Below are 25,973 nucleotides of genomic sequence, written 5' to 3'. Positions count from 1 at the left end.
CCCCCAGCGTGTTTGTTAACTACTTCTTAATAAGCGTTTCGATGCACCAGTCCGGCCACTATCGTCGCGCCGATGATCCGCATGTCGAGTGCGAACGACCAATGACCCAGGTAGTACAGGTCATGCTCGACGCGGTGCTCCATTTTCTCGATGCGGTCGGTCTCGCCCCGAAAGCCGTTGATCTGCGCCCAACCTGTAATGCCCGGCTTGATTCGATAGCGATTGATGTAGCCCGCGACCACTTTCTGATAGAGGTCGTCGTGCTCGAGTGCGTGGGGACGCGGTCCGACGACCGACATGTCGCCACGCAACACGTTGAAAAATTGCGGCAGCTCGTCGAGGCTCGTGCGGCGCAGGAACGCGCCCACTCTCGTCACGCGCTTATCGTGGCGCGTGGCCTGGCTGAGCGTGCCTTTGGCCTCGGTATGCAGGCGCATCGAGCGGAACTTGTAGATCGTGAACACGCGGCCGTCGGCGCCCTTGCGCTTCTGTTTGAACAGCACCGGTCCGCGCGACGACAGCTTCACCGCGATCGCGATGCCCAGCAGTAGCGGCGCGAGAGCGATCAGCGCGGAGGCCGCGAACAGGCGGTCGAAGATTTCCTTCTTCAGCATCGAGCTGGCGGACAGCGGCGAGGCGACCAGATTGATCGCCGGCACGCCGAGCAGATCGACCACGCCGCTGCCTTCGAACAGCGCATGGCTGCGTACATCCGGCACGAAGCGGATGTTCACCAGATCGTCGCGGAACTCGCTGATCAGCGAGCAGATCAGAGGCTCCTCGCTCAGCGCGAGCATCAGCCAGAGCTCGTGCACGTCGTTCGTGCGGATGTAGCCGGCGAGCGCGTCGACGCTATCGAACACCGGCACGCGCGGGTTCGTCACGGCCGACGCATCCGGCAGCGTGTTGTACACGGCGGTCGCGCGAAAGCCGGCGGTTGGCGCGGCTTCGATGCGGCGAATGATGGCGTCGCATTGCGAGCCGCTGCCGACGATCGCAACCTGGTGCAGGTTCATGCCGGCGCCGCGAGCACGCGCCAGTACCGCATGCGTGATCAGCCGGTACGCGATCATCAGGCCGCCCGTGACCGCGGTCCAGTACGAGAACCACAGCCGCGACACCGCGTCGCTGCGATGCAGTGAATACATCAGCACGAGCGCGCAGGCCTGCACGATCAGCCACGCGAGCGAGACCTGGCCGGCAAGCGCCAGCTTGGAGCGGCCACGCCACGATTCGTACACGCCGAACGCCGGAAAGATGGCGAGCGCAAACGCGGCGGAAAACATCACCAGCGCCCAATAGAAGCCAGATTGAGCGAGATATTCGAAGCGGATCTGCGACGCCACCGCAGCACCCGCCAACACCAACGCGACATCGAAAATTCGCGCGAGCAAATCCTGAAACCTGCGCATTTTGTTTACCTCGTCCTTGCCGTTCCTGTACGAGAATGAATCGCGGCGTGCTGCTTACGAACAGCGGCCGTAGTTGTCGTTGAACCTCACAATGTCGTCTTCGCCCAGATAGGCGCCTGACTGGATTTCAATGATTTCGAGCGGCACCTTGCCCGGGTTTTCCAACCGGTGGCGCGTGCCGAGCGGGATATAGGTCGATTCGTTTTCGCTCAGCAGGAACTGCTCGTCGCCGCGCGTGACGAGTGCCGTTCCACGCACCACCACCCAGTGTTCGGCGCGGTGGTGATGCAGTTGCAGCGACAGCTGCGCGCCCGGTGTCACCACGATGCGCTTGACCTGGAATCGTTCGCCGCGGTCGATGGAATCGTAAAAGCCCCAGGGGCGGTGCACCTTGCGATGCGCGTCGGCCTCGGGCGCGTGCTCAGCCTTGATACGCGCGACCAACCCCTTCACGTCCTGCACGTGCGAGCGGTCGACCACCAGCACGGCGTCGGCGGTTTCGACCACCACCACATTGGCCGTGCCCACGCATGCGATCAGCCGTCCTTCCGAATGCGCGTAACTGGACACCGCGCCTTCGAACGCGACCCGGCCGCGCCCCGCGTTGCCGTTCGCATCCTTGTCCATCGCGGCCCACACGGCGTCCCACGAACCGAGATCGGACCAGCCCGCGTCCAGTCTGACGACGACGCCCGCGGGCTCCGCCGCCGGGTCGGCTTCATGCGTGCCGTTCGCACCGTGCGGGCCGTTGAGCGCGTCCGGCTCGGCGGCTTCGGTCAGGCGCTCCATCACCGCGTAGTCGATCGAATTCGGCTGCACGCCGAGAAACGCATCCAGCTGCGGACGGAACACCGCGCCCTCGGTGAGGCCGCCGGCAAACGCGCGCTCGCACGCCGCGTGCATGTCGGGTTGCAGGCGCCTGAGCGTCTCCAGCCACACGCTCGCGCGGACGATGAAGATGCCGCTGTTCCACCAGTACGTGCCCGCCGCGACGTACTGCGCGGCGACTTCTTGCGTGGGCTTCTCGACGAAGCCGTCGATTGCATGGCCGCCGTCGCCCAGCTCGGCACCGAGGCGGATATAGCCGAAGCCCGTGTCGGCACGCGTGGGCGGCACGCCCAGCGTCGCGACCGCGCCGCGCTCCGCGTAGCGCGCGGCGCACTCCAGCGCGCCCTGCAAGGCCGACACGTCGGCGATCGAATGATCGGCCGGCATCACGATCAGGATCGCGTCGTCACCCTGCGCGCAGGCGAGCAATGCCGCCAGCGTCAAAGCCGGGGCCGTGTCGCGGCGCGCCGGCTCCACCACCAGACGAGCCTCCACGCCGTTTTCGTGAAGCTGCTCAGCAATCACGAAGCGATGTTCTTCGCCGCACACGATGATCGGCGCGGGGTCCACGCTCCAGCCGGCCGGAAAACCGTCCATGCGCCGCGCGGCAGCCTGCAAGAGCGAGTCGGAGCCGACCACGTCGATCAGTTGCTTCGGAAAGTCTTCGCGCGACACCGGCCACAGCCGCGTGCCCGAGCCGCCTGCGAGAATTACCGGGACGAGGTGCTTGCAATGCGCGCCAGCGCTTGCTGCAGCCGCGTCGCCCGGTCCTGCCGACGTGGCGCTCCCAGTTCCCTGAGTCAACATATTTGGAATCCTTATAATTCCCAAAAGTCCAGGAAAAACCTGCCCCGATGCCGCATTTCCTGCGCAGCCATCAGGGCGCCCCCCCGTCACGCGCTATTCGCCTGCCATACGGCGGCTTTGAATCCTGAATTCGGTCGGAGAAATTCTCATCCGCTTGCGAAACACTTTCGCCAGCCTGTCGCCGTTGCCCATGCCGGTGCGCCGGGCAATCTTGTCGACCGGCAACTCCGATTCGGTCAACAGGCTGCATGTCGCCGCGAGGCGTTCGTGCAGCAGAAAGCTCGACGGCGTAATGCCCATTTCCATCTTGAAGCGGCGCAGAAAGTTGCGCTCGCTCATCGCGGCGACCTGCGCCGCGTCCGCAATCGAAATCGCCTGCTGACAGTTCTCCTGCAGCCAGCGGGCCGCCGCGCGCACCTTGTCGCCGGGACTCAGCCCACCGTCCTCGCCGAGCAGCGGCGCGAGGTTCGTGCACGAATCGGCAAGCAGGCGTTCGGCCACCGAGCGCGCAGCAGCCCCGCCCAGATCGCGCTTGATCATCGCCAGCGCGCTTCGCATCGACTCGAGACGGTCGCCGGCATCGGCGCCTGGCTCGGCCTGCCGCGCGCCTTGTGCCATCGCCCGGCGCCAATCGGCGCTTGCATTACTGCCGGGCACCTTGCTGTCGGGCAACTTACTGTTGGGCGCCTTGCTGTTGGGCACAAAAGCCGCCTCGAGCAGCGCGCGTCCCTCGGCGATCGGCCGGATCATGCCGGTGTCGCCGCGCACACGGCGCAGCCATACAATCAGCCGCTCGTCGTGGGCGGCGGCGCATGCGCCCTTGCCGCCCGCGACGTACACCGCATCGAAGCCTTCATGCCGCGAGTCGAGTCCTTCGGTCCAAACCCGCAGCCCCGCCGACGAGGTCACCATGCCGCCGTCGCCGGAGAGAAAAGAAACCTCGTACGCCCAACCGCCCGAGCCCGACGAAGCCAGTTCGTTCGCTGCCTGGAAGACCTCTGCCACCACGCCTGCGCCCTGCAGCGAGCAGTCGTTGAACATCAGTAGCGCGATGCGACGCGTACCCTTGTTCGGAACGTGCACCCAGCGCAGCATTGCAGACTCGAGACTCGCGCACGTCATAGTCATCCTCTCGCCGGAAAACGTATCCACCTTTCACCTTTTATGGCCACGAATTGCCCCACTCTCTACAGCACATCATAGTGACGGCTAATCCAGCATTTAGCCGCCATGACCGAAAGTGCGGACATGTTGGCGCATTGCCTATATGGATCATCAGGTGAAATTCCGCACTCACCGACCCTATTTTTTCATCGGATTAAGCCGCGCTTCGACCTACGAATGAATAGGCATTTCGCGAATCTTAGTGCACATAAAAGGATGTTTAAGTACGCCACCGCACACTGCGAGGCCACTCGAAAACGACGAACTCACAATTCGATTCCTCCGTCGTTTCCCGTATTTGAAGTTATTTTTTGCGCAAATAGAGGATCGCCATAGGACAATCGTCTTTATCGCACCAGGCTTTCCCGGGTGCCGCATCGCCCCGCCTCCTCCTGACGATGGAGATATGCGGGGTAGTGAACAAATGCAGCGTCCAATATAAGCACGTTATAAGGCAAAAAAATTATTTAATCGGCTTTATTGGCTTTCAGAAAATAACGCCGGCGATTTATGTTGCAATCGTGAAACACGGGTATGAGACAACGTTTGCGATCGACGTAATTCACGGACCAGAATTTATTCAGCTGATTGAGAAACAGTTCAATTCCGCCAGTGAATTGCGGAAATGCGCTATACGACTTTCGTAAGGAACCGCCATGCAGCGCCGATCAGGGCGTTTTCAGCCTGGCGGCCTAGCCGTTCTGCGACGCGTTGCTTAGGCCCCTCGCCAGGAATAATGCAGAAGAAGAAGTCGTTTACCTTCCAGTGGTCTCCCGCAATGCCGAGGAGAGAAGGTTGCGGCGACCACACCCAGGAGCCACGTGGCGCGCGAGCGGCATGATCTGATGATAGTTCGGCGCAATGCGACAGCATCGGCGTCCGTTGGCGCACACAAAGCGCCGGCGGTGCCGGGTTAGGATGCCAGACAACTTGCGGGAATCCCCTATGACCGGCCTTGCGTGGGCAATGCTAATACTGGCTGCGATGATCGGCGCTTTCCTCTTCGCGACGATGAGCGCGGTCGGCCTCGCGCTTCTGCTGGCCGATGTATCGGACCGGCTCGCGCGCAGCGACGAGAATCGGAGCTACTAGCGGCATTGCCATTGGCTTACGCGCCAAGCAAGCGAAGCGGCGCGGATGCGCGCCATCCGGCTGCCGCGCCCAGCCAGAAAGCGAATTCAGAAACCCCGGCATCGACGGCAAAATCAGCGCACACTCCTGACTGCTTCCGCGTGGAGCGAAACGCCAACTGGGAGTCCATCATGGCAAAAGGTCAGATGCGCAGTAACCGTGAAGTCAAAAAGCCGAAACAGGAGAAGAAACCACAACCCGCCACGGCGCCTTCGGGCGCGCCGCCGATCCGCATAGCACCGAGTGCCTCGGCGACACAAAAAAAACACTGAAAGCAGCACTAAAAGAAGCGGCCCGTCTCGATGAGACGGGCCGCTTCGCTCATCATCCTCCAACGACCGCCGACAGCCGCCTGGCTATTTGGAAATATCCTCCAGCGCAACATCGCGCGTTTTAGGTCCAAGCGTTCCGATCGCGACCATCACCACCGCCATCGCGCCGGAAATAAACACGAACACCCCGTTCACACCAAAGCGGCTCAAGCACCCGGCGATCACGAACGCCGAGAACATCGCCGAAATGCGGCTCCATGAATAGACGAATCCCACTGCCCGCGCCCGGATGCTGGTCGGAAACAGCTCCGCCTGATACGCGTGGTAGCTATATGAAATGATGTTGCCCGCCAGCACGAGGCACACGCCAAGGCTCACCAGCAGCACCGTTTCGCGCGCCTGGCTGAACGCCAGCCCGCACACCACGTTCACCCCCGCCATGCAGATGATCACCGTCTTGCGCTCGAAGCGGTCGGCGATCAGCAGGCCCAGCAGCGGCCCGAGCGGCGCGGCGATCGCGATGATGCTCGCGTACATCAGACTCGTCGTGACCGTGATGCCCTGCTTGATCAGCAAGGTCGGAATCCAGTTCGCGAAGCCGTAGTAACCCATTGTCTGGAACACGTGGAAAATGATCAGCATCAGCGTGCGCTTGCGATACGGCGGCACCAGCAGATCGCGAAACGCCGCTCGCGCCCGCACCGGCTCGGGCAATGCGGGCTCCGGCAGCGGCCGTCCGTATTCGCGTTCGACGCGCGCTTCGAGACGCGTCATCACCGCATCGGCTTCGTCGATGCGGCCTTTCTGCGCAAGCCAGCGCGGGCTTTCCGGCAAGCGCAGACGGATCCACCACACCACGATCGCGCCGACCACGCCGGTGAGCACGACGAGGCGCCAGCCGTCGAGGCCGAAGTAACGATGCGGCACCAGCAGGTACGACAGAAACGCGACGATCGGCACCGCGCAGAACCCGATCGCCTGCGAGCACGCCGACGCGCGCCCGCGCACATGCTTGGGCACGAGTTCGGAGATGTACGTGCCGATCGTGACGATCTCCACGCCGATGCCGATCCCCGCGATGAAACGCCAGAGGTTGAGCCCGAGCGCGGTGTCCTGAAACGCCATGATGATGTTGGCGGCCGTGTACCACAGCAGCGACCAGGTGAAAATCGCGCGCCGCCCGAAGCGGTCGGCGAGAAAGCCGCAAGCCGCCGTGCCGATGAACAGCCCCGCGAACAGCGCGGCGATGAAGCTCGCCACGCCGCTGGTGCCGAACAGACCATGCGTGGTCGCGGTGAGAATGCCGCTGCGCACGAGTCCCGGCGCGATATAGCCGGAGAACATCAGGTCGTAGAGTTCGAAGAAGAGGCCGAGGCTCAGCAGCATCACCAGCTTCCAGATCGAACGGGTGGCCGGCAAGCGGTCGAGCCGCGCGGAAATGCGCGCGCCGTCCAGTGCGATCTGCTCGGAACGGCCGCCCGCCGACGCGCCCGCGCCCGCGCCCGCAGGCAAACCGCCCAGCGCGCCGGCATCGCCGATCGCTGTTGCATACACCGTATGATTCGACGATTTCATCGCCTGTCTCCTTTGTCGATCGGAGTTAGCGCTTCAGCACTTACTCCGGTCCCATGCACCGTATGTCGATCGGAGTTAGCGCTTCAGCGCTTACTCCGGTCCCATGCACCGGTATGTCGATCGGAGTTAGCGCTAAAGCGCTAACTCCGATCCCATGAAAAATAGTTGCCGAGTTCCGGTCTGCCGCCGGATGACCTTGTGGGACCGCGTTCGCATGCATCGCACAAGACGTCACGCGCCGCGATGCCCGTCCGGGTGGCCCGCGTCAGGCCGCTTCGCGCGGCTGCTGAGGCGCCGCGCTGGTAAGCGCCGCGATCTGCGCATCGTCGTAGCCAAGACCGCGCAGCACGTCGGCAGTGTGCTCGCCGATCTTCGCGATCGGCTGGCGCGGCTGCAGGCGTGCGCCGTCCATCGAAATAGGCAGCAACGGCATCGCGGTTTCGCTGCCGTCGTCGAGCGTCAAACGCGCCAGGCCGCCGCTTTCGTTCAGGTGCGGATCGTCGAACAGCTCTTCGGGCTTCGTGATCGATGCGAACGGAATGTGGTCGCGCTCGAACAGCGGCACGAGCGTTACGCCTTCGAAACGGCTCAAGCTTTCGCCGAGCGTTTTGAGCAGCCACCCGCGCGCCAGCACGCGGTCGTTATTGGTCACGAGGCGCAGGTCGGCGAGCAGGTCGGCACGGCCGAGAATCGCGCACAGCGCGCGCCATTGCCCGTCGCCGGTGGCGGCGATGAACATCTGCTCGTCGTTGGCGAGCGTGAACACGTCGTACACGGCCCATGCGCTGATGCGCTCGGGCATCGGCGCGGCGGCCACGCCGGTCGCCGCGAACTGCTGCATGTGCTGCGCGGACAGCAGCACGCAGTTCTCGAACAGCGCGCTCTGCACTTCCTTGCCGCGTCCGCTCGCATGCCGTTCGTGCAGCGCGGCGAGCACGCCGATCGCGCCGAACATGCCGCCCATGATGTCGTTGACCGAGCTGCCCGCGCGCAGCGGCCGGCCAACCGGGCCGGTCATGTACGCGAGGCCCGCCATCATCTGCACGACTTCATCGAGCGCGAGACGGTGTTCATAGGGGCCGTTCAGAAAGCCCTTGTGCGACACGTAGATCAGCTTCGGATTGCGCTCGCGCAGCGTCGCGTAATCGAGCCCGAGGCTCGCCATGCGCCCCGGCTTGAAGTTTTCGACGAACACGTCGGCGGTATCGACCAGTTTGTGCAGCGCGGCCAGTCCCGCTTCGCTGTCGAGGTCGAGCGCGACGCTCTTCTTGTTGCGATTGAAGGTGCGAAAGAAGCCCGCGCCGGTGCCGAGCAAACGGCGCGTACCGTCGCCTCGCGGCGGCTCGACCTTGATCACTTCGGCGCCGAGATCGCCGAGAATCATGCCGCACGTCGGACCCATCACCATATGCGACAGCTCGATCACGCGAATGCCTTCGAGCGGCAATGCGCCCGGCTGCGGCGCGGACGAAGCGGAAGCTGACGTGGAATCTGAAGCTGAGGAAAGCGGATTCATTGCAGTACCTGCGATTCGGAAGATGGGAAAAGTTCGGAAGATTCGAAACCCTGACGCGCGGCGACGAACTGCTTCGGCAAACCGGCGCGCGCCAGATAGCCGTACAGCGGTTCGCCAGGCAATGCTTCAGCCAGCACCGCGCGCGACGCCAGCAGTCCCGCGAGGTCGATGCCGGTCTCGTAGCCCATGCTATGGAGCATGAACACGAGGTCTTCGGTGTTGACGTTGCCGGTCGCACCCGGCGCATGCGGGCAGCCGCCGAGCCCGGCCAGCGACGCGTCGAATTCGCGAATCCCGCGCTGCAGCGCGACCAGTGTGTTGGCGAGGCCGAGGCCGCGCGTGTCGTGAAAATGCAGCGAACGCAGCCGCTCGCCCGCGACGTCGCGCACCAGTTCGATGATCTCGCCGACCTGGCGCGGCGTCGCTTCGCCGGTGGTGTCGCCGAGCGCGATCACGTCGGCGCCCGCTTGCACGGCGGCGCGCGCGATCGCGGCGATATCCGCGTAAGGCACCGCGCCTTGCAACGTGCAGCCGAACACCGTCGACAAACCGGCGATCAGTTCGACGCGTCGCGCGCCAGTCTGCGCCGCGCCGTCGATCGACTCGCGCATCGCGGCGAACGCGTCGATCATTTCAGCGGGCGTCTTGCGCACGTTGGCGAGGCTATGCGCGGTGCTCACCGAAATCGGCGCGACGATCCGGTGCACGCCGGTTTCGAGCGCACGTTGTGCGCCTTTCAGATTCGGCACGAGCGCCGTGACGATCAGATCGTCGTAGGTGAGCGCGTGGGCGATCACGTCGTCGGCGTCGGCCATTTGCGGCAACAGCTTCGCGGGTACGAACGACGCGACTTCCATATGCCGCACGCCGGCGGCATAGGCGGCGTCGATCCAGCGCCGTTTGAACTCGGTGGGCATCGTGCGAGCGATGCTTTGCAGACCATCGCGCATGCCGACTTCGGTCACGACGACGCGCTCTTGGGTGTCGCTCATGGTTTTGAATCCAGGTCTTGGGTTCGGGTGTCGAGTCCGCTGGGATGCGGGGAATGAAGCAACTGGATGACAGCGTGCCCGCGCACGGGCGGGTGGGGAAGTCTGCGTTGACGACGCAGTCCATCGCCGCTCGCGATGGCGGCCCGGGTAGGCCGGGCGGGCGTTTGCGGGCGTAGAGGGGAAACCCTTAAGGGGTTTTCAGAAGACGCGCGGCGGGGATCGAGGTGGCCATGCTGGGGGTAAGCGCGTGAACGGCGGTGAGGGGTCGATGTCCGGCACGCGGCGCGTGAATGGCGGTTACGCATGCACGATCAGCAGCGGAGCATGCACCGCCAGCGCGCGCTCGTTGAGCAGCAGAGCGTGAACGGCCATCGTACACACGCTCGGCAGCAACACCACACGCTCAACGTGCAGATCAGCAATCCACACTCAAACCGCACCCAGCAAGTGCTCCAGCAAATGCGACGCCGCCAGCGTCAGCGCATTCCGATCACGCATGCAGATCACGAAGCGCCGCTCGGCCCACGCCTCGCGCAACGGCACGGCGACGATCCCGTATTCGTCGGCAGCATGACGGGGCAGCGCCTCGTGCGGCAGGATCGCGACCGCGAGCCCGGCCTGGATGAACCGATAAGCGGCGTCGAAGGTCGACACGTAGGTTCGATAGTTCAGTTCGCCGCCCTTCTCGACCGCGATGCGCTGCATCAGCGCGTTCACCGACGCATTCGACGCGAGTCCGAGATGATCGAACGCGAGCGTCTGCTCGAAGCCGACTTCGGCCTCACTCGCGAGCGGATGATCGCGCGGCACGATCAGCGCGAGGTGATCTGCGCGATACGGGACGGTGTCGAGACTGCCCATCGGCACCACATCGCGGCAGATGCCGAGATCGGCGACGCCCTCTTCCAGCCCGCGGACGATTTCCGTGCTCACGCGTTCCTCGACATCCACGCGAATCCGCGGGTTGGCCTTCAGAAAGATCGACAACGCCTCGGGCAGAAACTCCACCATCGACGACACGTTCGCCAGCACCCGCACATGGCCGCGCGCGCCGGCCGCGTATTCGCTGAGTTCTGCCTGCAGCCGTTCGTGGCCGCGCATGATGAGCCGCGCGTGGCGCAGCAGCGCCTCGCCGGCGGCGGTCGCGCGCACGCCGCGCTGGCTGCGCGAGAGCAGCGCGACATCGACCAGCGCCTCGAGATCGGCCAGGCGCTTGCTGACCGCCGACGGCGCGATGAACTCGCGTTCGGCCGCGCGCGCGATCGTGCCTTCCTCGCAGACGGCGATGAACAAGCGCAGCGTCACCTGATCGATCTGCCACATGAGCGGGCGCGCCCCCGAAATTTGAAGTGGCAAAATTATGCCCGACGAAGATGTGCGCGGCGCCGATCCCAGGGTATCCACGGCGGCGGCGGGCGGGTTGCTGCGGCTGGGCGGACATTCCCGGCGGCGAGTTTGGGGCTTGCGTCGTCGAAGAGACTGGGTCCGGAGCTACGCGCCTTGCCCGCGCTTTCCGGTCTGGCTATGCTGACGGACTCGTCGACGGCCCGATCGCACGGATGGCCTGGACGCCGTGCGAAGCGCAGCGAAGCTGCATTGGGTGCACCAACGGCTTCCAGCGCCACAAACCGCAACAACCGTTCAAAGGCTTCCCCATGTCCACCGCCAGTCTCTTCTTCACCGCCGCGGGAGTCGGCCTCGCGATTGCCGCGCCGGTCGGCCCGATGGGCATGCTGTGCATCCGCCGCACATTGACCGGCGGTCCGCGCGCGGGACTCGCGATCGGCTTCGGCATCGCGACCGGCGACGCGGTCTACGGCCTGATCGCGGCGCTCGGCCTCGTCGGCATCTCGCAGTTCATGCTCGCGTATGACCGGCCGTTGCATCTGCTAGCCGGGCTGTTTCTGCTTTATCTCGGCTTGCGCACGCTGCTTCAGAAGCCTGCCGCCGACACTTCGAACGGCAACGGCGACGGCAAGCTCGCGCAAGTGGGCCGCGCCGGCGCGCTGCGCGCATACGCCAGTTCGTTGCTGCTCACGCTCACCAACCCGCAGACCGTCATCATGTTCGCCGCGCTGTTCACCACGCTCGCGCCGCGCGGCGCGTTTTCATCGGCGATCGCGCTGACCACGGTGGGCGGCGTGTTCGCCGGCTCGATCGCGTGGTGGTGTTTTCTCGTGACCGTGGTGTCGCTCGCACGCCATGCGATCGGCAGCAAGCTTCGGGTCGCCATCGACCGGATGGTCGGCTTCACACTGGCGGCATTCGGCGTCGTCGAGATTCGGCGCGCGCTGTGAGCGCGGCGCGCAACCGGCTGCGGCACGGACTTTGCGCCAACCCTGTTCTGTACGCAAAAGCGGCAGTTTTGCGACAATAGCGCCTTTTGCCGCGCCGCGGCGGCCCGTGGCGCGCCTGCGGAGACCCGCGCGGCGCGCGGCGCCGGCCGACGGCAGCACGCACGCACCGGCCTTGCCGCCCAACCTTTTCACCCACCCGACCGTCAGCGGTCTGCTCAATGGCTCTTCCCCACATCGATCTGCTGTACTCCGTCTCCGGCCTGTTCGTCGGCTTTCTGGTCGGACTGACGGGCGTCGGCGGCGGCTCGCTGATGACGCCGATCCTGGTTCTGCTGTTCAACGTGCATCCGGCTACCGCGGTCGGCACCGACCTGCTGTACGCGGCCGCCACGAAGGCGACCGGCACGCTCGTGCACGGTCTGAAAGGCTCCGTCGACTGGCAGATCACACTGCGCCTAGCGGCCGGCAGCGTGCCGGCCGCGACGATCACGCTGCTCCTGCTGCATCGCTACGGAATGGATACGCCGGGTGCGAGCCGGCTGATCCAGATCGTGCTCGGCGCGGCGCTGCTGGTGACGGCGGTGGCGCTAGTGTTCCGTCCGCAACTCGCCGCGCTCGGCGCGCGCGGCCAGCGCACGCCGAAGCAAGGGCGCACGCTGGCGCTGACCATGCTGACCGGCGCAATACTCGGCGTGCTGGTGTCGCTGACTTCGGTGGGCGCAGGCGCGATCGGCGTGACCGTGTTGCTGCTCTTGTATCCGTTGCTGCCGACCACGCGCATCGTCGGCTCGGACATCGCTCATGCGGTGCCGCTCACGCTGCTGGCGGGCGCGGGCCACTGGCTGCTCGGCTCGGTCGACTGGTCGATGCTGGCGTCGCTGCTGGTGGGCTCGCTGCCGGGCATCGCGATCGGCAGTTATCTGTCTTCGCGCGCACCGGATGCGCTGCTGCGCAACCTGCTCGCCGCCACGCTGACTCTGGTCGGCGTGCGCCTCGTGCTGGCCTGAGGCTTCGGCATGAGCTTCGGCTTGAACGTCGACTCACGCGTCGACTCGAACGCCGGCCACACGCCGCGCTGCCCTGGCCGCGGCTACCTCGCTATTTGAAAAACCGGCAGGTTAGATCGGCCTCGAACTGCCTGATCCACTGACCGTGGCGGTCCTTATAGGACTGCGTCCAGCCGCCGCGACGCACGGTGACGAGGCGCTCGTGCGCGGGCTCGCCCGGCGTCGCGCTGGCGCTGATGTCGAAATGCACCGGCGCGAAACCGTGCCGCGCACACACCAGTTCGAAAGCCGCCCGGTCGCCGATCGGCAGATCGATATAGCGAAACTGCGTGGTTCCCATAGCATTGACTCCGATTGCCATGCTTCACAGTACACGTCGCGACACGTCAACTCTGTGTCGGAGCGCACGGAGCAAGCACCGTCGCAACACTGCCGCGCGGTAAGCAACGGCGGCATACCTCATCGCTGGTTCAGAAAAAACATCGCGACAAAAAATGGGCGCAAAAAAAGGCTTCGGCGTCACGTCACGTCACGCCGAAGCCCTTGTGCACATCTGCATCATGACCGCACTAGCGGTGTCGAAACCGCTTGCTCCGGCGTTGCGCCGCAGGCGCCGGTCAAGCTCGCCGGGCACCGTCCGATTCGTGCCGCGCGCTCATTGCAGACCGATTACTGTTGCATAACGGTCAGCTTGTTCGACACCGACGTCACACCCGCGACGCCCTTCGCGGCTGCGCCGGCGGCCTCGATCTGGCCCTCGTCAGGCACCGTGCCCGTCAAGGTCACCGCGCCGCCGCGAGCGCGCACGGAGATATTCGACACGTCGAGACCTTGCGTCTTCGTGAGCGCGCCGCGCACCTTACGGCCGAGTTCGTGATTCGCGCGCTTGCCGGCCTTGACGCTTGAGGCCGCCGCTTCAGTCGAGCTGCTCGGCGCGTTGCTTGCCTGAGCGTAGACGTTGCACGCCATCACCATTGCCACAACCGAACCCAGCGTTTTCAGAAAACCGACCGATTTCATAGCTTCTCTTCTCCTTGGTTTCACATTGGACCGCGTGTACAAGCGGTTTCGTTACGACTACCGGCGGCCATGCGCGAGACGCGGCAAGATGCGACTGCGCGCCGGCCGACTATGGCTGCGACACGACATGCGAGAGGCGAGAGAGGCCTGCTGCCGTTGCCGCATGCGATGGCGGACCATGCAATGCGGCACGGGAACTGGCGGGCCGCAAATTTGCCGGCGTGCCCGGTTCTGGTCTGTCGTGCCGGGTCACGCCGCGCAAACGTTAGTTCGCGGCGGCGATGCTCAATTTAATCTAGCCGCGCCGGAAGCGCAAAGGGTTTAGTCATCAGCGTGGCACGCGCGCCAAGGCGGCGGCCATGTGGTATTCGCACGGCATGCGCGCTCAGTCCGCGCCGCATGCGCGTCACGTTCATACTGTGTTCACGCGGCGCTCACGTAGCGTCACGCGGCATTCACGCGGCATTCACGTTTTGTTACGGGTTTGTCGGCGGCCAGCGCCGCCATGCGTTCCGCCGTCATGCGAATCTCAGGTACCATCGGCGCGACGCGCGTTTCGCGTGTTTCGCCCCGGTTCGTGCGCCGCAGAGCGCCGCCCTGCCCACATTTACGACCGTCGCCGTCACGTCATCCGATGAAGCCAGCCACCGGCCGCAAAAGCCCTCCCCGTCTCGTCGCCCGTTTTGTCGCGATCTCCTGGCGCGATCTCGCGGTCTCGTTCGGGCCGCTGGCGCTGCTCGCCATCGTCGCCATCTGGGCCGCCGTGCGGCTGATCCAGCCCGCGCCGCCCAGCACGCTGACGATCACCGCAGGCCCCGAAGGCAGCACCTTCTGGAACGCCGCGCAGAAGTACAAGGCGATTCTGGCGCGCAACCGCATCACGCTGAACGTGTTGGCCTCGGAAGGTTCGCTGCAGAATCTCAAGCGGCTCTCGGACCCGAACACCAAGGTCGACGTCGGCTTCGTGCAGGACGGCGTCGCGCCCAACGCGGCGAGCAACGGCCTGATGTCGCTCGGCAGCGTCGCGTATGTGCCGCTCGCGGTCTTCTATCACGGCCCGCCCGTGATGTGGCTCTCCGAGTTCAAGGGCCAGCGGCTGGCAGTCGGCGCCGAGGGCAGCGGCACGCGCGAACTCGCGCTCGCGCTGCTCAAGGCCAACGGCATCGTGCCGGGCGGCGCGACCAAACTGCTGCCGCTATCGGGCGACGATGCCGCCGACGCGCTCATTGCCGGCAAGGTCGACGCGGCCTTTCTCGCCGGCGATTCGGCGCAGCCGGCGGTGATGGGCAAGCTGTATCGCACGCCGAACGTGCGTTTCTACGATTTCTCGCAGGCCGATGCGTACACGCGCCGTTTCCCGTACCTGACCCAGTTGAAGATGCCGATGGGCGCGTTCGACCTCGGCAAGAATCTGCCGGCGACGTCGATCAACATGGTCGCGCCGACCGCCGAGCTGGTGGCGCGCGATTCGCTGCATCCCGCGCTGTCGGATCTGCTGATCGAAGCCGCGCGCGAGGTGCACGGCCGCGCGACCATCATGCAGCGCGCCGGCGAATTCCCCGCGCCGCTCTCGCACGATTTCCCCATCAGCGACGACGCCGCGCGCTACTACAAGTCGGGCAAGAGCTTCCTGTACCGGACGCTGCCGTTCTGGATCGCGAGTCTCGCGGACCGGCTGCTGGTGATCGTGGTACCGCTGGTCGTGCTACTGGTACCGGCTTTGCGCATCGTGCCGGGGCTGTATGCATGGCGGGTGAAGTCGCGCATTTATCGCTGGTACGGCTCGCTGATCGCGATCGAGCGCAGCGCGCTCAGCGAGCACTCGGCGACCGAGCGCGCGTCGCTGATCGAACGGCTCGACGCGATCGAGGAGTCCGTCAACGGACTGAAGATGCCGCTCGCGTATGCGGATCAGTTCTATGTGCTGCGCGAGCATATCGGCTTCGTGCGCCGGCGGCTCACGCAAAGCCGCGACGCGCAGCGCGGCGACACGGATCAAGCAGAGGATGACGAAGCGGACGAAGCTGATGAGAAAGCGGCCGGCCGCCCGGGCGACGAGCCGGGTCGCGAGCCGCACAAGCGCTCGGACCACGAGCCGGATCGCGAGCCGAACGAGCGGAACGAACCCGACGAGGCCGGCGCCAGGCCCGCGCCGTCCACCTCGCATGAAGCAACGGAGTCAGGCATCGGGCCCGGCAGCACCGCTGACGCCAGCGCCACGGACGTCAAATCCTAATTGACCGGTGCAAGCCGTAGCCGCACCGCGTAAGATCGTTACAATTTTGACGTTCTAGCAGACGCACCGTCAGAAACAGGCAATCCGGGAGACATTTATGACCGTTGGCATCAACGCCACGCAACCGCTGTGGTTTTACGACTTTGTCTCGCCGTTCACCTATCTGTTGCTCGAGCAGCACGACAAATGGCCCGGCTTCGACTTCGTGTTCGCGCCGGTCGTGCTGAACGACCTGTACGACCATTGGGGACAGCGGCCGGCCTATAGCGTGCCCGCAAAGCGCACCTTCATGTACCGGCACGCGCTGTTTCGCGCGGAGCAACTCGGCATTCCATACAAGATGCCGCCGGCGCATCCGTTCGATTCGATGAAGCCGCTGCTGCTCGCCACCGCCGCGAACGGCGACATCAACTTCGTGCGCGAAATTTTCCGCTTCATCTGGCGTGAAGGCCGCGACCCGTCGAGCGATGCCGCCTTCGCCGAGCTGTGTGATCGCGTCGGCATGCCGGACGGCCCGGAACTGATCAAGAGCGCAGCGGTTATGGCCCAATTGCAGCGCAATACGACGGATGCGATCGGCCTGGGCGTGTACGGCGTACCGACGTTTCGTCTGAACGATCAGCTGTTCTGGGGCGAGGACGCGCTGCCAATGGTGCTCTACTGCGCGCGCACGCCGAACTGGCTCGAATCGGGGGAAGTGAAGCGGATCAGCTCGCTGCCTTCGGGAGTCGCAGAGAAGCCGGCGCTGGAATAGCGAAGGCATGCGTGACGCGAGAGCTTCGCGCGAGGCAGACAAGCGGCGTTGCGGTTTGGCTCTGGGATCAGCTCCAGCAAAATCGCGTCGAAAGCGCGCCGCTGATGCCGGCCATACCGCCCCCGCTATGCCGCTACACCGCAAACGGGCCTAAGGTTATAACCTTTTGGGCCCACACGCGGGCCGTATCGCGAAGCGGTTGCGCCCGACGCCTGATCCGGGCCCGCTGCGCCTGCACGGCCACGCTCAAATCATGGATGACGACGACTCCGCCGCCTCACTCGACATCTGGCTCGTGCGCGTGCTGCGCACGCTGCTGGTCGAGCGCAGCGTCACGCAGACCGCGCTGCGTCTGAATCAAACCCAGCCCGCGATCAGCACCGCGCTGCGCAAGCTGCGCGAGACGCTGAACGATCCGATTCTCGTGCGCGGCAAAGCGGGCATGGTGCCGACCGAATATGGCGAATCGCTGCTGGCGTCCGCGCAGCGCGTGCTGCGCGAAGTCGATTTCGTCGCGACGCCGCACGGCGATTTCGATCCCGCCCGCTCGCGGCGCACTTTCCGCGTGGCCGCGCCGGATTATCTGAACGACTTCTTCATGCCGACCGTGGTCGCGCAGTTTCGCGAAGCGGCACCGCATGCGCGGCTCGAAATCGAATCACTGGGTCCGCTACTCGATCATTGCGCCGCGCTCGACGCCGGCGAACTCGATCTGGTGATCGGCAACTGGCCGAAGCCCGACCCGCGTTTCGAACGCAGCGATCTGTTCTCGGACACGGTCGTCTGCCTGATGCGCGCCGATCATCCGCTGACCCGCGCGCCGCTGACGCGCGAAGCGTATCTCGCCGCGCCCCATCTCGCGCCGACGCCGTACAGCGGCGCGCGCGGCGGCGCGATCGACACGGGTTTCGCGCGGGCTCACGCGGCGCGGCGCATCGTCGCCACGCTGCCCTACTTCGGGCTCGTGCCGCAGACGCTGTTGCAATCGGATCTGATCTTCACGACGACCCGCCGCTTCGCCACGCACTACGCCGACATGCTGCCGCTCGCGGTGGTCGATGTGCCGATCGCGTTTCCGCGCATCAAGTGCTATCAGCTATGGCATCCGCATCCGGATCGGCCGAGCGATGTCGGCTGGTTGCGCACGTTGATGGCCCAGGTATCGGATGGATTGGTGGCGCAGAAGGTGCGGCGTGCGAAGCGGCCACGGCAGAACGAAGAGCCGGGCAAGTAGAAGCGAAGGTTTTTTGCGGCGCGGGCGTTTGGCTTTAAACGCCCGCATATGCCACGCTCTCGTAAACGCATGCGGCGGCGCGCCGCCTCGTCAAACAGTCGCGCAAAGCTTTTGCGTCGCGACCTGCGCCACCACCTGGCACGTCCTGATCTGCAGCAACTCCGCGCACACCGCGACCGCGATCGCCGACGGCGCCTTGTCGACGATGCCGTCCACCCCGATCGGGCAGGTCATCTCCACCAGCCGGTCCGCGTCCACGCCACGCTCGAGCAGACGCCGCTCGAATTTCACGCGCTTGGTCTTCGAACCGATCATGCCGAAGTACGTGAAATCGCGCCGCCGCATGATGCGCGCGGCGAGCGAAAAATCGAGCGCATGGTTGTGCGTCATCACGAGGAAATAAGCGCCGGGCGGCGCCGTATCGACGATCGCATCGGGAGTGTCGGTCGCTTCGATCTGCACGGTGGCGGGCGTTTCGTCGGGGAACAGTTCGTCGCGCTCGTCGACCCACTGGACCACGCAAGGCAAGCTGCCGAGCAGCCTGACGAGCGCATGCCCGACATGCCCCGCGCCGAACAGCACGATGTGCATCGGCGCCGGACGCGGCATCGGCACGGCGCTGCGCCGGCCGATCTGAACGGACGAGAAATCGTTCATGGCGATCATCCCAGTGAGTAGATTGTGCGCCCGCGCTTTGCATTGCGTCGTGCGCCGTTTTTTGTCCGGCCCGCGGCTGTGCTCATTGCCGCGTGGCGGCGGTTGCGGCCCGCACCGCGCCCACCGCCTTGAGAATTTCCTCGCTGGTCGCGGGCGCGTTCAGCGGCGGATTGACCTTGTGATCGCCCACCGCCGACACCGCATCACGCACGGCAAAGAACACCGAGAACGGCAGCAGCAACGGCGGCTCGCCGGTCGCCTTCGAGCGATGGATGCTGTCCTCGGCATTGCGGTTTTTGAAGAGGCGCACGCGGAAGTCGGGCGGCGTATCGTTCACCGTGGGAATCTTGTAAGTGGACGGCGCGTGCGTCATCAGCTTGCCACCCGCGTTCCACCACAGCTCTTCGGTCGTGAGCCAGCCCATTCCCTGGATGAACGCGCCTTCCACCTGGCCGACGTCGAGCGCCGGGTTCAGCGACGCGCCCACGTCGTGCAACGCGTCCGCGCGCAGCACGCGCATTTCGCCGGTCAGCGTGTCGATCACCACTTCCGACACCGCCGCGCCATACGAGTAGTAGTAGAACGGCCGGCCTTGCAGCTTCGACTGATCCCAGTAGAGCTTCGGGGTCGCGTAAAAGCCGTCCGACCACAACTGGATGCGCGCGAGGTAAGCCTTCGCGACGACCTCTTCGAACGGCACTGCAACGTCGCCGACCACCACGCGGTCGTGCGCGAAGCGCACGTCCGCGGCGCGCACCTGCCCCGCGCCGAAGCGCTCGGCGGCGAAGGCCGAGAGGCGTTCGCGCAACTGGCGCGCGGCGTCCTGCGCGGCCTTGCCGTTCAAGTCCGAACCCGTCGATGCCGCCGTCGCCGACGTGTTGGCGATCTTGCTGGTATCGGTGGCGGTCACGCGAATGCGGTTGAAGCCGACGCCCAGTTCGTGCGCGACGACTTGCGCGACCTTCGTGTTCAAGCCCTGGCCCATTTCGGTGCCGCCGTGGTTCACCAGCACCGAACCGTCGGTGTAGATGTGCACGAGCGCGCCGGCCTGGTTGAAGTGCGTCACGTTGAACGCGATGCCGAACTTGACCGGCGTCAGCGCGAGCCCTTTTTTCAGCACTTCGTTGTTCGCGTTGAACTCGTTGATCGCCGCGCGGCGCGCGCGGTATTCGCTGGTCGCCTCGAGTTCGTCGATCAGTTCATGGATTACGTTGTCTTCGACGACCTGGCCGTACGGCGTCTGGTTGCGCTCGGTCTTGCCGTACAGGTTGCGGCGGCGCACGTCGAGCGAATCCGCACCGACCGAACGCGCGACGTCGTCCAGGATGTACTCGATCGCGAACGCGCCCTGTGGGCCGCCGAAGCCGCGAAACGCGGTGTTCGACTGGGTGTTGGTCTTGCCGCAGAAGCCGTCGATGGTCACGTCCGACAGCCAGTACGCGTTGTCGAAGTGGCACAGCGCGCGCGTCATCACCGGACCGGACAGGTCGGCGGAGAAACCGCAGCGCGAAGTCATGTCGACCGTTACGCCGTCGATCACGCCGCGGTCGTCGTAGCCCACTTCATACGTGTAGTGGAAATCGTGGCGCTTGCCGGTGACCATCATGTCGTCGTCGCGGTCCGGACGCAGTTTCACCGGGCACAGCAGCTTCCATGCGGCGAGCGCCGCGCAGCACGCGAACAGCGCCGATTGCGATTCCTTGCCGCCGAAGCCGCCGCCCATGCGCCGGCATTCGATCAGCACGTTGTGCGAAGCGACGCCCAACGCGTGCGCGACCAGATGCTGCATTTCGGTCGGGTGCTGCGTCGAACAGTAGACGTGCATGCCGTCGTCGTCCTTCGGCACCGCGTACGAAATCTGTCCTTCCAGATAGAACTGCTCCTGGCCGCCGAGCAGCATTTCCCCGGCCTCGCGATGCGCGGCGCGCGCGATCTTCGTACCGGCTTCGCCGCGCGCGAGTTTCATCGGCGGCAACACGTACTGGTTCGCGGCGCGCGCCTGCTGCGCGGTCAAAACCGCCGGCAATTCGTCGTAGACGACTTCGGCGCGGCGCGCGGCGAGACGCGCCGTTTCGTGCGACGTCGCGACGACGATGAAGATCGGCTGGCCGATGTATTGCACGACGCCGTCGGCGAGAATCGGATCGTCGCCGTGGATGATCGGGCCCACGTCGTTGGCGCCGGGGATGTCGTCGGCGGTGAAGATCGCGACCACGCCGGGCGTGGCGCGCACCTTGTCGAGCGAGATCGACACGATCTTCGCATGCGCCTTCGACGACAGCCCGAGCGCGGCGTGCAGCGTGCCGGCGAGCGTCGGGATGTCGTCGGTATAGGTGGCGCGGCCGCTCACGTGCAGATGCGCGGACTCGTGCGGACGCGACACGTGGACCTGGGTGAAGTCGTCGAGATCCTGAAGGTCTTTCAGGAACGGCTCGGCTTGCTGATTCATTGTGGTGTTCTCCGTATCCTTCGTAGGCTTGCCGCGTCTCAGGCGCTCGCGCCGGCCGGCGCGCATGCCGCGGCGACCGCGCGCACATCGAGCGCGCTCCTGGGCAGCGGATTGTGCGGACGCGTTTCGAGCCAGAAGCGGTACAGCGTGTTCTTCGCGGCTTCGAGCCGATAGTTGCTGGACGCGCGCATGTCGGACAGCGGCGCGTAGTCGTTGCCGAGCGCGAGCATCGCGGCCTGGGCAGTGGCTTCGTGCCATTCGGCGTCGCGCAGCACGGCTTCGGCATGCGTCGCGCGTTTCGAGGTGGCGGCCATCCCGCCGAACGCGATGCGCGGTTCGCGGATCAGGTCGCCGTCGACGATGAATGCGAACGCCCCACACACGGCCGAGATATCCGAATCGAAGCGCTTCGAGAGCTTGTAGGTGCGGAACTGCAGTTTCTCGCGCGCGCCGCTGCGCGTCGGCACCTTCAGCCCGACGACGAATTCGTGCTCCGCCATGTCCTTCTTCTGATACGCGAGGTACAGGTCTTCGAGCGGCATCTCGCGCTCGATTGCACCGCCGCGCACGATCACCCGTGCGCCGAGCGCGATCAGGCCGGGCATCGAATCGCCGATCGGCGACCCGTTGGCGATGTTGCCGCCGAGCGTGCCGGCATTGCGAATCGGCAGCGACGCGAAGCGTTGCCACATTTCGGTCAGTTCCGGATACTGCTTCGCGATCTCCGCATAGGCCTTTTCGACACTCACGCCGGCGCCGATCTCGATCCACTCGCCGTTGGTTTCGAGCTTCTGCAATTCGGCGATCTGCCCGACGTAGACGATGTTGCCCAGCTCGCGCATCTGCTTGGTCACCCACAAGCCGATGTCGGTGCTGCCGGCAAGAATGCGCGTGGCCGGCTGGGCCTGCTTGATGTTCGCGAGCGCCTCGACTGTGCGCGGCGCGTCGAACTGCTGGCCGGCGTGCTCGTAGTGGAACGTGTCGTCGCGCTCGAGCGTGGCGAGCGTCGCGGCGAGCGCGGCGACGTTCACCGGCGCTTTCGGCGCGGGCGCGTCGAACATGCGCACCGCTGCATCGACGATCGGCCGATAGCCGGTGCAGCGGCACAGGTTGCCGGTCAGCGCATTGCTGATCGCTTCGCGCGAGGGCACCGTGCGGCTCGCGCAGCTCTGCTCGTGACCATGCTTTTCGTATATCGACCACATCGACATGATGAAGCCCGGCGTGCAGAAGCCGCATTGCGAGCCGTGGCATTCGACCATCGCCTCCTGCACCGGATGCAGCGAGCCGTCCGGCTGGCGCAGGTCCTCGACGGTGTAGAGCGCTTTGCCGTCGAGCCTCGGTACGAACTGGATGCACGCGTTGACCGCCTTGAAGTCGACGCCGCCCGCCGCGTTGCGCTCGCCGAGCACGACCGTGCACGCGCCGCAGTCGCCTTCGGCGCAGCCTTCCTTGGTGCCGGTGCAATGCGCGTCCTCGCGCAGATACTGCAGCACGGTGCGGGTGACGGGCGCGTCCTTGATCTCGCGGATCGCGTTGCGGTGGTAGAAGCGAATCGGCTCAGTCATCTCTCGTTACTCTCGAATGTTCTGTGTCCGTGGGGACGTGCTGCAGCGATGGTTCGAAAACTATCACCGTCAATAAAGCCAACCCATAGCGCGGTTCGCATGGGGGACATATTCGCAAAGCGATATAGAGATCGATTTGGGAGCGGGTCGGCTTATGTTGACCCGGGATTTTTGCCATGCATTGCCTGTTTTTGCGGTTTAACGGTCAATGAAAATCATGACATGCCGCGGCGCTGGCCAGAATTGCGGGCGCTAAAAAAGGCCAAATTTCCCCACTATGTGAGTCCGCTAGCCCAATTTGGTCGGACGATTAATTAAGCAAGTCCTGCAAGAGAATCGGTTCCATGGGAAAATCACGCCTTCTCGCCGTTTTCAAGTATCGTTTTCCCCATGTCCACCGACTCCGCGCCACCTCGCAGCGAATTTGCGACGACCATGCAGATCATTCCGGTCGTCTTTTTCACGTTTCTTTGCTACCTGACGATCGGCATTCCGCTCGCGGTGCTGCCTGGCTACGTCCACGGCGACCTGGGCTACAGCGTGGTGCTGGCGGGTGCGGCGATCAGCGTGCAATACCTGGCGACGCTGGCTTCGCGGCCGCTCGCCGGCCGTTCCGCGGACACGCTGGGACCCAAGCGCACGGTGTCGATCGGACTGCTGGGGTGTGGCGCGAGCGGTGTGCTGCTGTTGCTGGCCGTGCTGTGCGCACGCTGGCCGGTGCTGAGCCTCACGCTGCTGGTGTGCGGCCGTCTGGTGCTCGGCTTCGGCGAAAGCCTGTGCGGCACCGGCGCGATTCTGTGGGGCATCGGCCGGGTGGGCATCAGCAACAACGCACGGGTGATTTCGTGGAACGGCATCGCGACGTATGGCGCGCTCGCAATCGGCGCGCCGCTCGGCGTCGCGCTCACGCACGCGACCGGCTTTGCCACGCTGGGGATCGTGGTGATCGCGCTGGCCGCGCTCGGCTACTATCTGGCTCGCCTGATCGCGCCGGTGCCGATCGTCCACGGTGAGCGGATGTCGTACCGCAGCGTGTTTACGCGCGTGCTGCCGCATGGACTCGGTCTTGCGCTCGGGTCCGCCGGGTTCGGCTCGATCGCCACCTTCATCACGCTGTTTTATGCCGCGAAGAACTGGCCGAATGCGGCTTTGTCGCTGACGGTGTTCGGCACGCTGTTCATCGGCGCGCGCCTGTTGTTCGCCAACACGATCAAGACCTACGGCGGCTTTCGCGTCGCGATCGCGTCGTTCTCGTTCGAGTGCGTCGGCTTGTTGATGCTGTGGCTCGCGCCCGAGCCGCATATCGCGCTGGCGGGCGCGGCGTTGACCGGCTTCGGCTTTGCACTGGTGTTCCCGGCGCTCGGCGTGGAGGCGGTCGGGCTCGTGCCGCCCGCGAGCCGGGGCGCGGCGTTGTCGGCTTATTCCGTGTTCCTCGATCTGTCGCTGGGCATTACCGGGCCGTTGGCCGGGTACATCGCCGGGGAGTTCGGGTATGGCTCGGTGTTTCTGTTCGCCGCGATTGCGGCCGCCGCAGCGGTGGCACTCTCCACCGTGCTTTATCTGCGCAATGCCAAGGTGACCAATTTGCCCGCGGCGCTTTGAAGCGCTTCGCGACTCGCGCCGCGCCGCGGGCGCAATGCTCTCATCCGTGCGCGCGGGCCGTTTGAACCCGCGTGGTCAATCCCTTTCGGCCACCATTTCCGGCTTGATCGGCTGCGGCTTTGGCTGGCTCTGCGAGCGCACCGCGATTTGACCGTGATTGATACGGTTCGAGACACGGTACACGCCCATCAGCATGAACAGCTCCGTGGCCGCAACGGAGCATGCGGTGCCGACGCCGCCCCACAGATAGATGGAGACCGGCGCCTGCACCAGATGAAACAGCGCGCCGTAAACATAGATTCTCTTCAGCACGGACTGGTTGCCTGACGCGATGACAGTGAGCATCACCTGCGTCGTCGTCATACCGACGATCGCCGGCACGAACACCAGAACGCGCAAAATCCGGAACGTCTCGCCGAAAGCCTCGCCCAGAAAGCGCCCGACGAACCACTCGCCGAGCAAGGAGAACCCGATCAGAATCAGGATCGCCGACGCGGCAAACGCGACCATGAACCCGCGGTTCACCTTGTGCACGTACTCGCGATCGCCGTTCTCGTACGCGATGCAGATCTTCGGGAAGAACGCCTGAATCGCGGGAGCGGTACATGCGCGCAGCGCATTGGTCAGCCGCTCCGCCGCCACGTAGTAACCGACGGCGCCGGGCCCGCTGATCATTCGCAGCATGATGACGTTGGCGTACATGTACACGGACGTGAGCGCCGAGCTGAGGAAGATGTGATACGCGTCCTTGGCCTCGGCCAGCACCTCTGAAAATCCGATCCTGACGTTGAACAGAATCTCGCGCTTCGAGATCAGCATGACCGTGAGGATCACGCCGCAAACGAAGGTCGGCGCATACTGCAACGCGGCCGCGAGCATCACGTCGTCGTGACTCTTCACGAACAGGAACAGCGGAATCAGCATGCCGACTCGTGACACCAGCAGCGTACCCGCCAGCACCGGCAGCCGCTGCGTTCCCTCGAAGAAGCACGCAGGCGTGATGACGCCGCCCCAGATCACCAGCGAGGCCAGCAGCGTGGCGCCGCGTTCGGCCGGCGTCATGTGGCCCGCGAACGACCATCCGACCAGCACCAGCGTACACAGCACCGCGAGGATCGCCCTACCGATCGTCGTGGACCAGTAGATGCGGTTGACGACTGCCGGCTGACCGATACTGACGGCCACCTTGCGCGCGCTGCTCATGCCGAAGCCGAAGTCGACCACCACCAGCAGAATCTGCGCAATGGACTGCGCATAGCCGATCACGCCCAACCCCGCCGGCCCGAGCACATGTGACAGATACGGCAACGTCACCAATGGGAGCACGTAATTGAGCGCGTAAACCGAATACAGGGCAATGATTACGTTTCTCGTCGACACAGTGGGTCCCGATTCCAATTGCTCGTCACGCACTTTCGCTCGAATGATTTCATATCAACCGGCACTCGGCGT

The 25,973-nt window shown here is 64.9% G+C and carries 21 protein-coding genes and 1 pseudogene; 8 read left to right on the top strand and 14 right to left on the bottom strand.

The features are described 5' to 3' along the window. Nucleotides 1-26 precede the first annotated feature (26 nt). From P0D89_RS11680 to P0D89_RS11670, 3 genes are all read right to left on the bottom strand, one after another. The gene (locus tag P0D89_RS11680; RefSeq protein ID WP_408355525.1) at nt 27-1,412 is read right to left on the bottom strand and encodes an undecaprenyl-phosphate glucose phosphotransferase; all 1,386 of its coding nucleotides are present in this window, start codon (nt 1,410-1,412) and stop codon (nt 27-29) included. A gap of 54 nt (nt 1,413-1,466) precedes the next feature. Continuing rightward, the gene (locus tag P0D89_RS11675) at nt 1,467-3,047 is read right to left on the bottom strand and encodes a sugar phosphate nucleotidyltransferase (protein ID WP_408376607.1); all 1,581 of its coding nucleotides are present in this window, start codon (nt 3,045-3,047) and stop codon (nt 1,467-1,469) included. A 93-nt stretch (nt 3,048-3,140) separates the two neighbouring features. Beyond that, entirely contained in the window at nt 3,141-4,169 is a 1,029-nt protein-coding gene (locus tag P0D89_RS11670) for a helix-turn-helix domain-containing protein (RefSeq protein WP_408376616.1), read from the bottom strand. Between the two features lie 987 nt (nt 4,170-5,156). Between P0D89_RS11670 and P0D89_RS11665 the strand changes: the two genes are divergently transcribed. Next, nucleotides 5,157-5,303: a hypothetical protein gene (locus P0D89_RS11665; protein ID WP_408355519.1), complete on the top strand. Its 147-nt coding sequence runs from the start codon at nt 5,157-5,159 to the stop codon at nt 5,301-5,303. 170 nt (nt 5,304-5,473) lie between these two features. Further along, nucleotides 5,474-5,614 (top strand): hypothetical protein, encoded by a 141-nt coding sequence (locus P0D89_RS11660; RefSeq protein ID WP_408376606.1) that lies wholly within the window; start codon nt 5,474-5,476, stop codon nt 5,612-5,614. Between the two features lie 84 nt (nt 5,615-5,698). Here P0D89_RS11660 and P0D89_RS11655 read toward each other — a convergent pair whose 3' ends face one another. From P0D89_RS11655 to P0D89_RS11635, 5 genes are all read right to left on the bottom strand, one after another. Further along, the gene (locus tag P0D89_RS11655; RefSeq protein WP_408376605.1) at nt 5,699-7,189 is read right to left on the bottom strand and encodes an MFS transporter; all 1,491 of its coding nucleotides are present in this window, start codon (nt 7,187-7,189) and stop codon (nt 5,699-5,701) included. Between the two features lie 265 nt (nt 7,190-7,454). Further along, on the bottom strand, nt 7,455-8,705 hold the full coding sequence (locus tag P0D89_RS11650) for a CaiB/BaiF CoA transferase family protein (RefSeq protein WP_408376604.1): 1,251 nt from the start codon (nt 8,703-8,705) through the stop codon (nt 7,455-7,457). Further along, entirely contained in the window at nt 8,702-9,697 is a 996-nt protein-coding gene (locus P0D89_RS11645; RefSeq protein WP_408376603.1) for a hydroxymethylglutaryl-CoA lyase, read from the bottom strand. Before P0D89_RS11645 ends, P0D89_RS11650 begins: the two co-directional genes overlap by 4 nt. A 297-nt stretch (nt 9,698-9,994) precedes the next feature. After that, nucleotides 9,995-10,126 (bottom strand): hypothetical protein, encoded by a 132-nt coding sequence (locus P0D89_RS11640; RefSeq protein WP_408376602.1) that lies wholly within the window; start codon nt 10,124-10,126, stop codon nt 9,995-9,997. After that, nucleotides 10,127-11,020: a LysR family transcriptional regulator gene (locus tag P0D89_RS11635; RefSeq protein WP_408376601.1), complete on the bottom strand. Its 894-nt coding sequence runs from the start codon at nt 11,018-11,020 to the stop codon at nt 10,127-10,129. A 332-nt stretch (nt 11,021-11,352) separates the two neighbouring features. Here P0D89_RS11635 and P0D89_RS11630 point away from each other — a divergent pair, with 332 nt between their 5' ends. Together P0D89_RS11630 and P0D89_RS11625 are read left to right on the top strand one after the other, a co-directional pair. Beyond that, nucleotides 11,353-11,994: a LysE family translocator gene (locus tag P0D89_RS11630; RefSeq protein ID WP_408376600.1), complete on the top strand. Its 642-nt coding sequence runs from the start codon at nt 11,353-11,355 to the stop codon at nt 11,992-11,994. Nucleotides 11,995-12,212: 218 nt separating this feature from the next. Beyond that, the gene (locus P0D89_RS11625; protein ID WP_408355495.1) at nt 12,213-13,001 is read left to right on the top strand and encodes a sulfite exporter TauE/SafE family protein; all 789 of its coding nucleotides are present in this window, start codon (nt 12,213-12,215) and stop codon (nt 12,999-13,001) included. A gap of 91 nt (nt 13,002-13,092) precedes the next feature. Here the strand turns inward: P0D89_RS11625 and P0D89_RS11620 are convergent, their stop codons facing one another. Both P0D89_RS11620 and P0D89_RS11615 read right to left on the bottom strand, forming a co-directional pair. Beyond that, nucleotides 13,093-13,341: a hypothetical protein gene (locus P0D89_RS11620; protein WP_408376599.1), complete on the bottom strand. Its 249-nt coding sequence runs from the start codon at nt 13,339-13,341 to the stop codon at nt 13,093-13,095. 329 nt (nt 13,342-13,670) lie between these two features. Continuing rightward, entirely contained in the window at nt 13,671-14,021 is a 351-nt protein-coding gene (locus P0D89_RS11615; protein WP_408355489.1) for a BON domain-containing protein, read from the bottom strand. A gap of 634 nt (nt 14,022-14,655) precedes the next feature. Here P0D89_RS11615 and P0D89_RS11610 point away from each other — a divergent pair. The 3 genes from P0D89_RS11610 to P0D89_RS11600 all read left to right on the top strand — a co-directional run bounded on the left by P0D89_RS11610 (nt 14,656) and on the right by P0D89_RS11600 (nt 18,245). Further along, nucleotides 14,656-16,257 carry a TAXI family TRAP transporter solute-binding subunit gene (locus tag P0D89_RS11610; protein WP_408376598.1) on the top strand — a complete coding sequence of 534 codons (1,602 nt, stop codon included), beginning with the start codon at nt 14,656-14,658 and terminating at the stop codon, nt 16,255-16,257. A gap of 97 nt (nt 16,258-16,354) precedes the next feature. Continuing rightward, the gene (locus P0D89_RS11605; RefSeq protein WP_408376597.1) at nt 16,355-17,011 is read left to right on the top strand and encodes a 2-hydroxychromene-2-carboxylate isomerase; all 657 of its coding nucleotides are present in this window, start codon (nt 16,355-16,357) and stop codon (nt 17,009-17,011) included. Between the two features lie 253 nt (nt 17,012-17,264). Continuing rightward, nucleotides 17,265-18,245, top strand: a complete 981-nt coding sequence (locus P0D89_RS11600; protein ID WP_408376596.1) for a LysR substrate-binding domain-containing protein — start codon at nt 17,265-17,267, stop codon at nt 18,243-18,245. 90 nt (nt 18,246-18,335) lie between these two features. Here P0D89_RS11600 and xdhC read toward each other — a convergent pair. From xdhC to xdhA, 3 genes and pseudogenes are all read right to left on the bottom strand, one after another. Next, a pseudogene (gene xdhC / locus P0D89_RS11595) lies at nt 18,336-18,941 on the bottom strand (xanthine dehydrogenase accessory protein XdhC); the annotation flags it as partial. A gap of 43 nt (nt 18,942-18,984) precedes the next feature. Further along, nucleotides 18,985-21,351 (bottom strand): xanthine dehydrogenase molybdopterin binding subunit, encoded by a 2,367-nt coding sequence (gene xdhB, locus P0D89_RS11590; RefSeq protein ID WP_408376595.1) that lies wholly within the window; start codon nt 21,349-21,351, stop codon nt 18,985-18,987. A 38-nt stretch (nt 21,352-21,389) separates the two neighbouring features. Continuing rightward, a complete protein-coding gene (gene xdhA / locus P0D89_RS11585) occupies nt 21,390-22,919 on the bottom strand; it encodes a xanthine dehydrogenase small subunit (protein WP_408376594.1) in 1,530 nt (509 codons plus the stop codon). Between the two features lie 390 nt (nt 22,920-23,309). Here xdhA and P0D89_RS11580 point away from each other — a divergent pair, with 390 nt between their 5' ends. Further along, nucleotides 23,310-24,521, top strand: coding sequence for an MFS transporter (locus P0D89_RS11580; protein ID WP_408376593.1), 1,212 nt, complete (start codon nt 23,310-23,312; stop codon nt 24,519-24,521). A gap of 75 nt (nt 24,522-24,596) precedes the next feature. Here P0D89_RS11580 and P0D89_RS11575 read toward each other — a convergent pair whose 3' ends face one another. Beyond that, complete coding sequence (locus tag P0D89_RS11575; RefSeq protein ID WP_408376592.1) at nt 24,597-25,901, bottom strand: oligosaccharide flippase family protein; 1,305 nt, start codon at nt 25,899-25,901, stop codon at nt 24,597-24,599. Nucleotides 25,902-25,973: the final 72 nt, after the last annotated feature.

The sequence above is a fragment of the Paraburkholderia sp. RL18-085-BIA-A genome (assembly GCF_046027075.1).
Classification (GTDB): domain Bacteria; phylum Pseudomonadota; class Gammaproteobacteria; order Burkholderiales; family Burkholderiaceae; genus Paraburkholderia.
Note: the sequence above shows the minus strand (reverse complement) of the source record. Positions and strands in the feature narration are given on the sequence as shown.

Bases quoted from the DNA above. Each gene is read 5' to 3' on its own strand.
- P0D89_RS11680 (WP_408355525.1), bottom strand. From the start codon at position 1,412: ATGCGCAGGTTTCAGGATTTGCTCGCGCGAATTTTCGATGTCGCGTTG.
- P0D89_RS11675 (WP_408376607.1), bottom strand. From the start codon at position 3,047: ATGTTGACTCAGGGAACTGGGAGCGCCACGTCGGCAGGACCGGGCGAC.
- P0D89_RS11670 (WP_408376616.1), bottom strand. From the start codon at position 4,169: ATGACGTGCGCGAGTCTCGAGTCTGCAATGCTGCGCTGGGTGCACGTT.
- P0D89_RS11665 (WP_408355519.1), top strand. From the start codon at position 5,157: ATGACCGGCCTTGCGTGGGCAATGCTAATACTGGCTGCGATGATCGGC.
- P0D89_RS11660 (WP_408376606.1), top strand. From the start codon at position 5,474: ATGGCAAAAGGTCAGATGCGCAGTAACCGTGAAGTCAAAAAGCCGAAA.
- P0D89_RS11655 (WP_408376605.1), bottom strand. From the start codon at position 7,189: ATGAAATCGTCGAATCATACGGTGTATGCAACAGCGATCGGCGATGCC.
- P0D89_RS11650 (WP_408376604.1), bottom strand. From the start codon at position 8,705: ATGAATCCGCTTTCCTCAGCTTCAGATTCCACGTCAGCTTCCGCTTCG.
- P0D89_RS11645 (WP_408376603.1), bottom strand. From the start codon at position 9,697: ATGAGCGACACCCAAGAGCGCGTCGTCGTGACCGAAGTCGGCATGCGC.
- P0D89_RS11635 (WP_408376601.1), bottom strand. From the start codon at position 11,020: ATGTGGCAGATCGATCAGGTGACGCTGCGCTTGTTCATCGCCGTCTGC.
- P0D89_RS11630 (WP_408376600.1), top strand. From the start codon at position 11,353: ATGTCCACCGCCAGTCTCTTCTTCACCGCCGCGGGAGTCGGCCTCGCG.
- P0D89_RS11625 (WP_408355495.1), top strand. From the start codon at position 12,213: ATGGCTCTTCCCCACATCGATCTGCTGTACTCCGTCTCCGGCCTGTTC.
- P0D89_RS11620 (WP_408376599.1), bottom strand. From the start codon at position 13,341: ATGGGAACCACGCAGTTTCGCTATATCGATCTGCCGATCGGCGACCGG.
- P0D89_RS11615 (WP_408355489.1), bottom strand. From the start codon at position 14,021: ATGAAATCGGTCGGTTTTCTGAAAACGCTGGGTTCGGTTGTGGCAATG.
- P0D89_RS11610 (WP_408376598.1), top strand. From the start codon at position 14,656: ATGAAGCCAGCCACCGGCCGCAAAAGCCCTCCCCGTCTCGTCGCCCGT.
- P0D89_RS11605 (WP_408376597.1), top strand. From the start codon at position 16,355: ATGACCGTTGGCATCAACGCCACGCAACCGCTGTGGTTTTACGACTTT.
- P0D89_RS11600 (WP_408376596.1), top strand. From the start codon at position 17,265: ATGGATGACGACGACTCCGCCGCCTCACTCGACATCTGGCTCGTGCGC.
- xdhB (WP_408376595.1), bottom strand. From the start codon at position 21,351: ATGAATCAGCAAGCCGAGCCGTTCCTGAAAGACCTTCAGGATCTCGAC.
- xdhA (WP_408376594.1), bottom strand. From the start codon at position 22,919: ATGACTGAGCCGATTCGCTTCTACCACCGCAACGCGATCCGCGAGATC.
- P0D89_RS11580 (WP_408376593.1), top strand. From the start codon at position 23,310: ATGTCCACCGACTCCGCGCCACCTCGCAGCGAATTTGCGACGACCATG.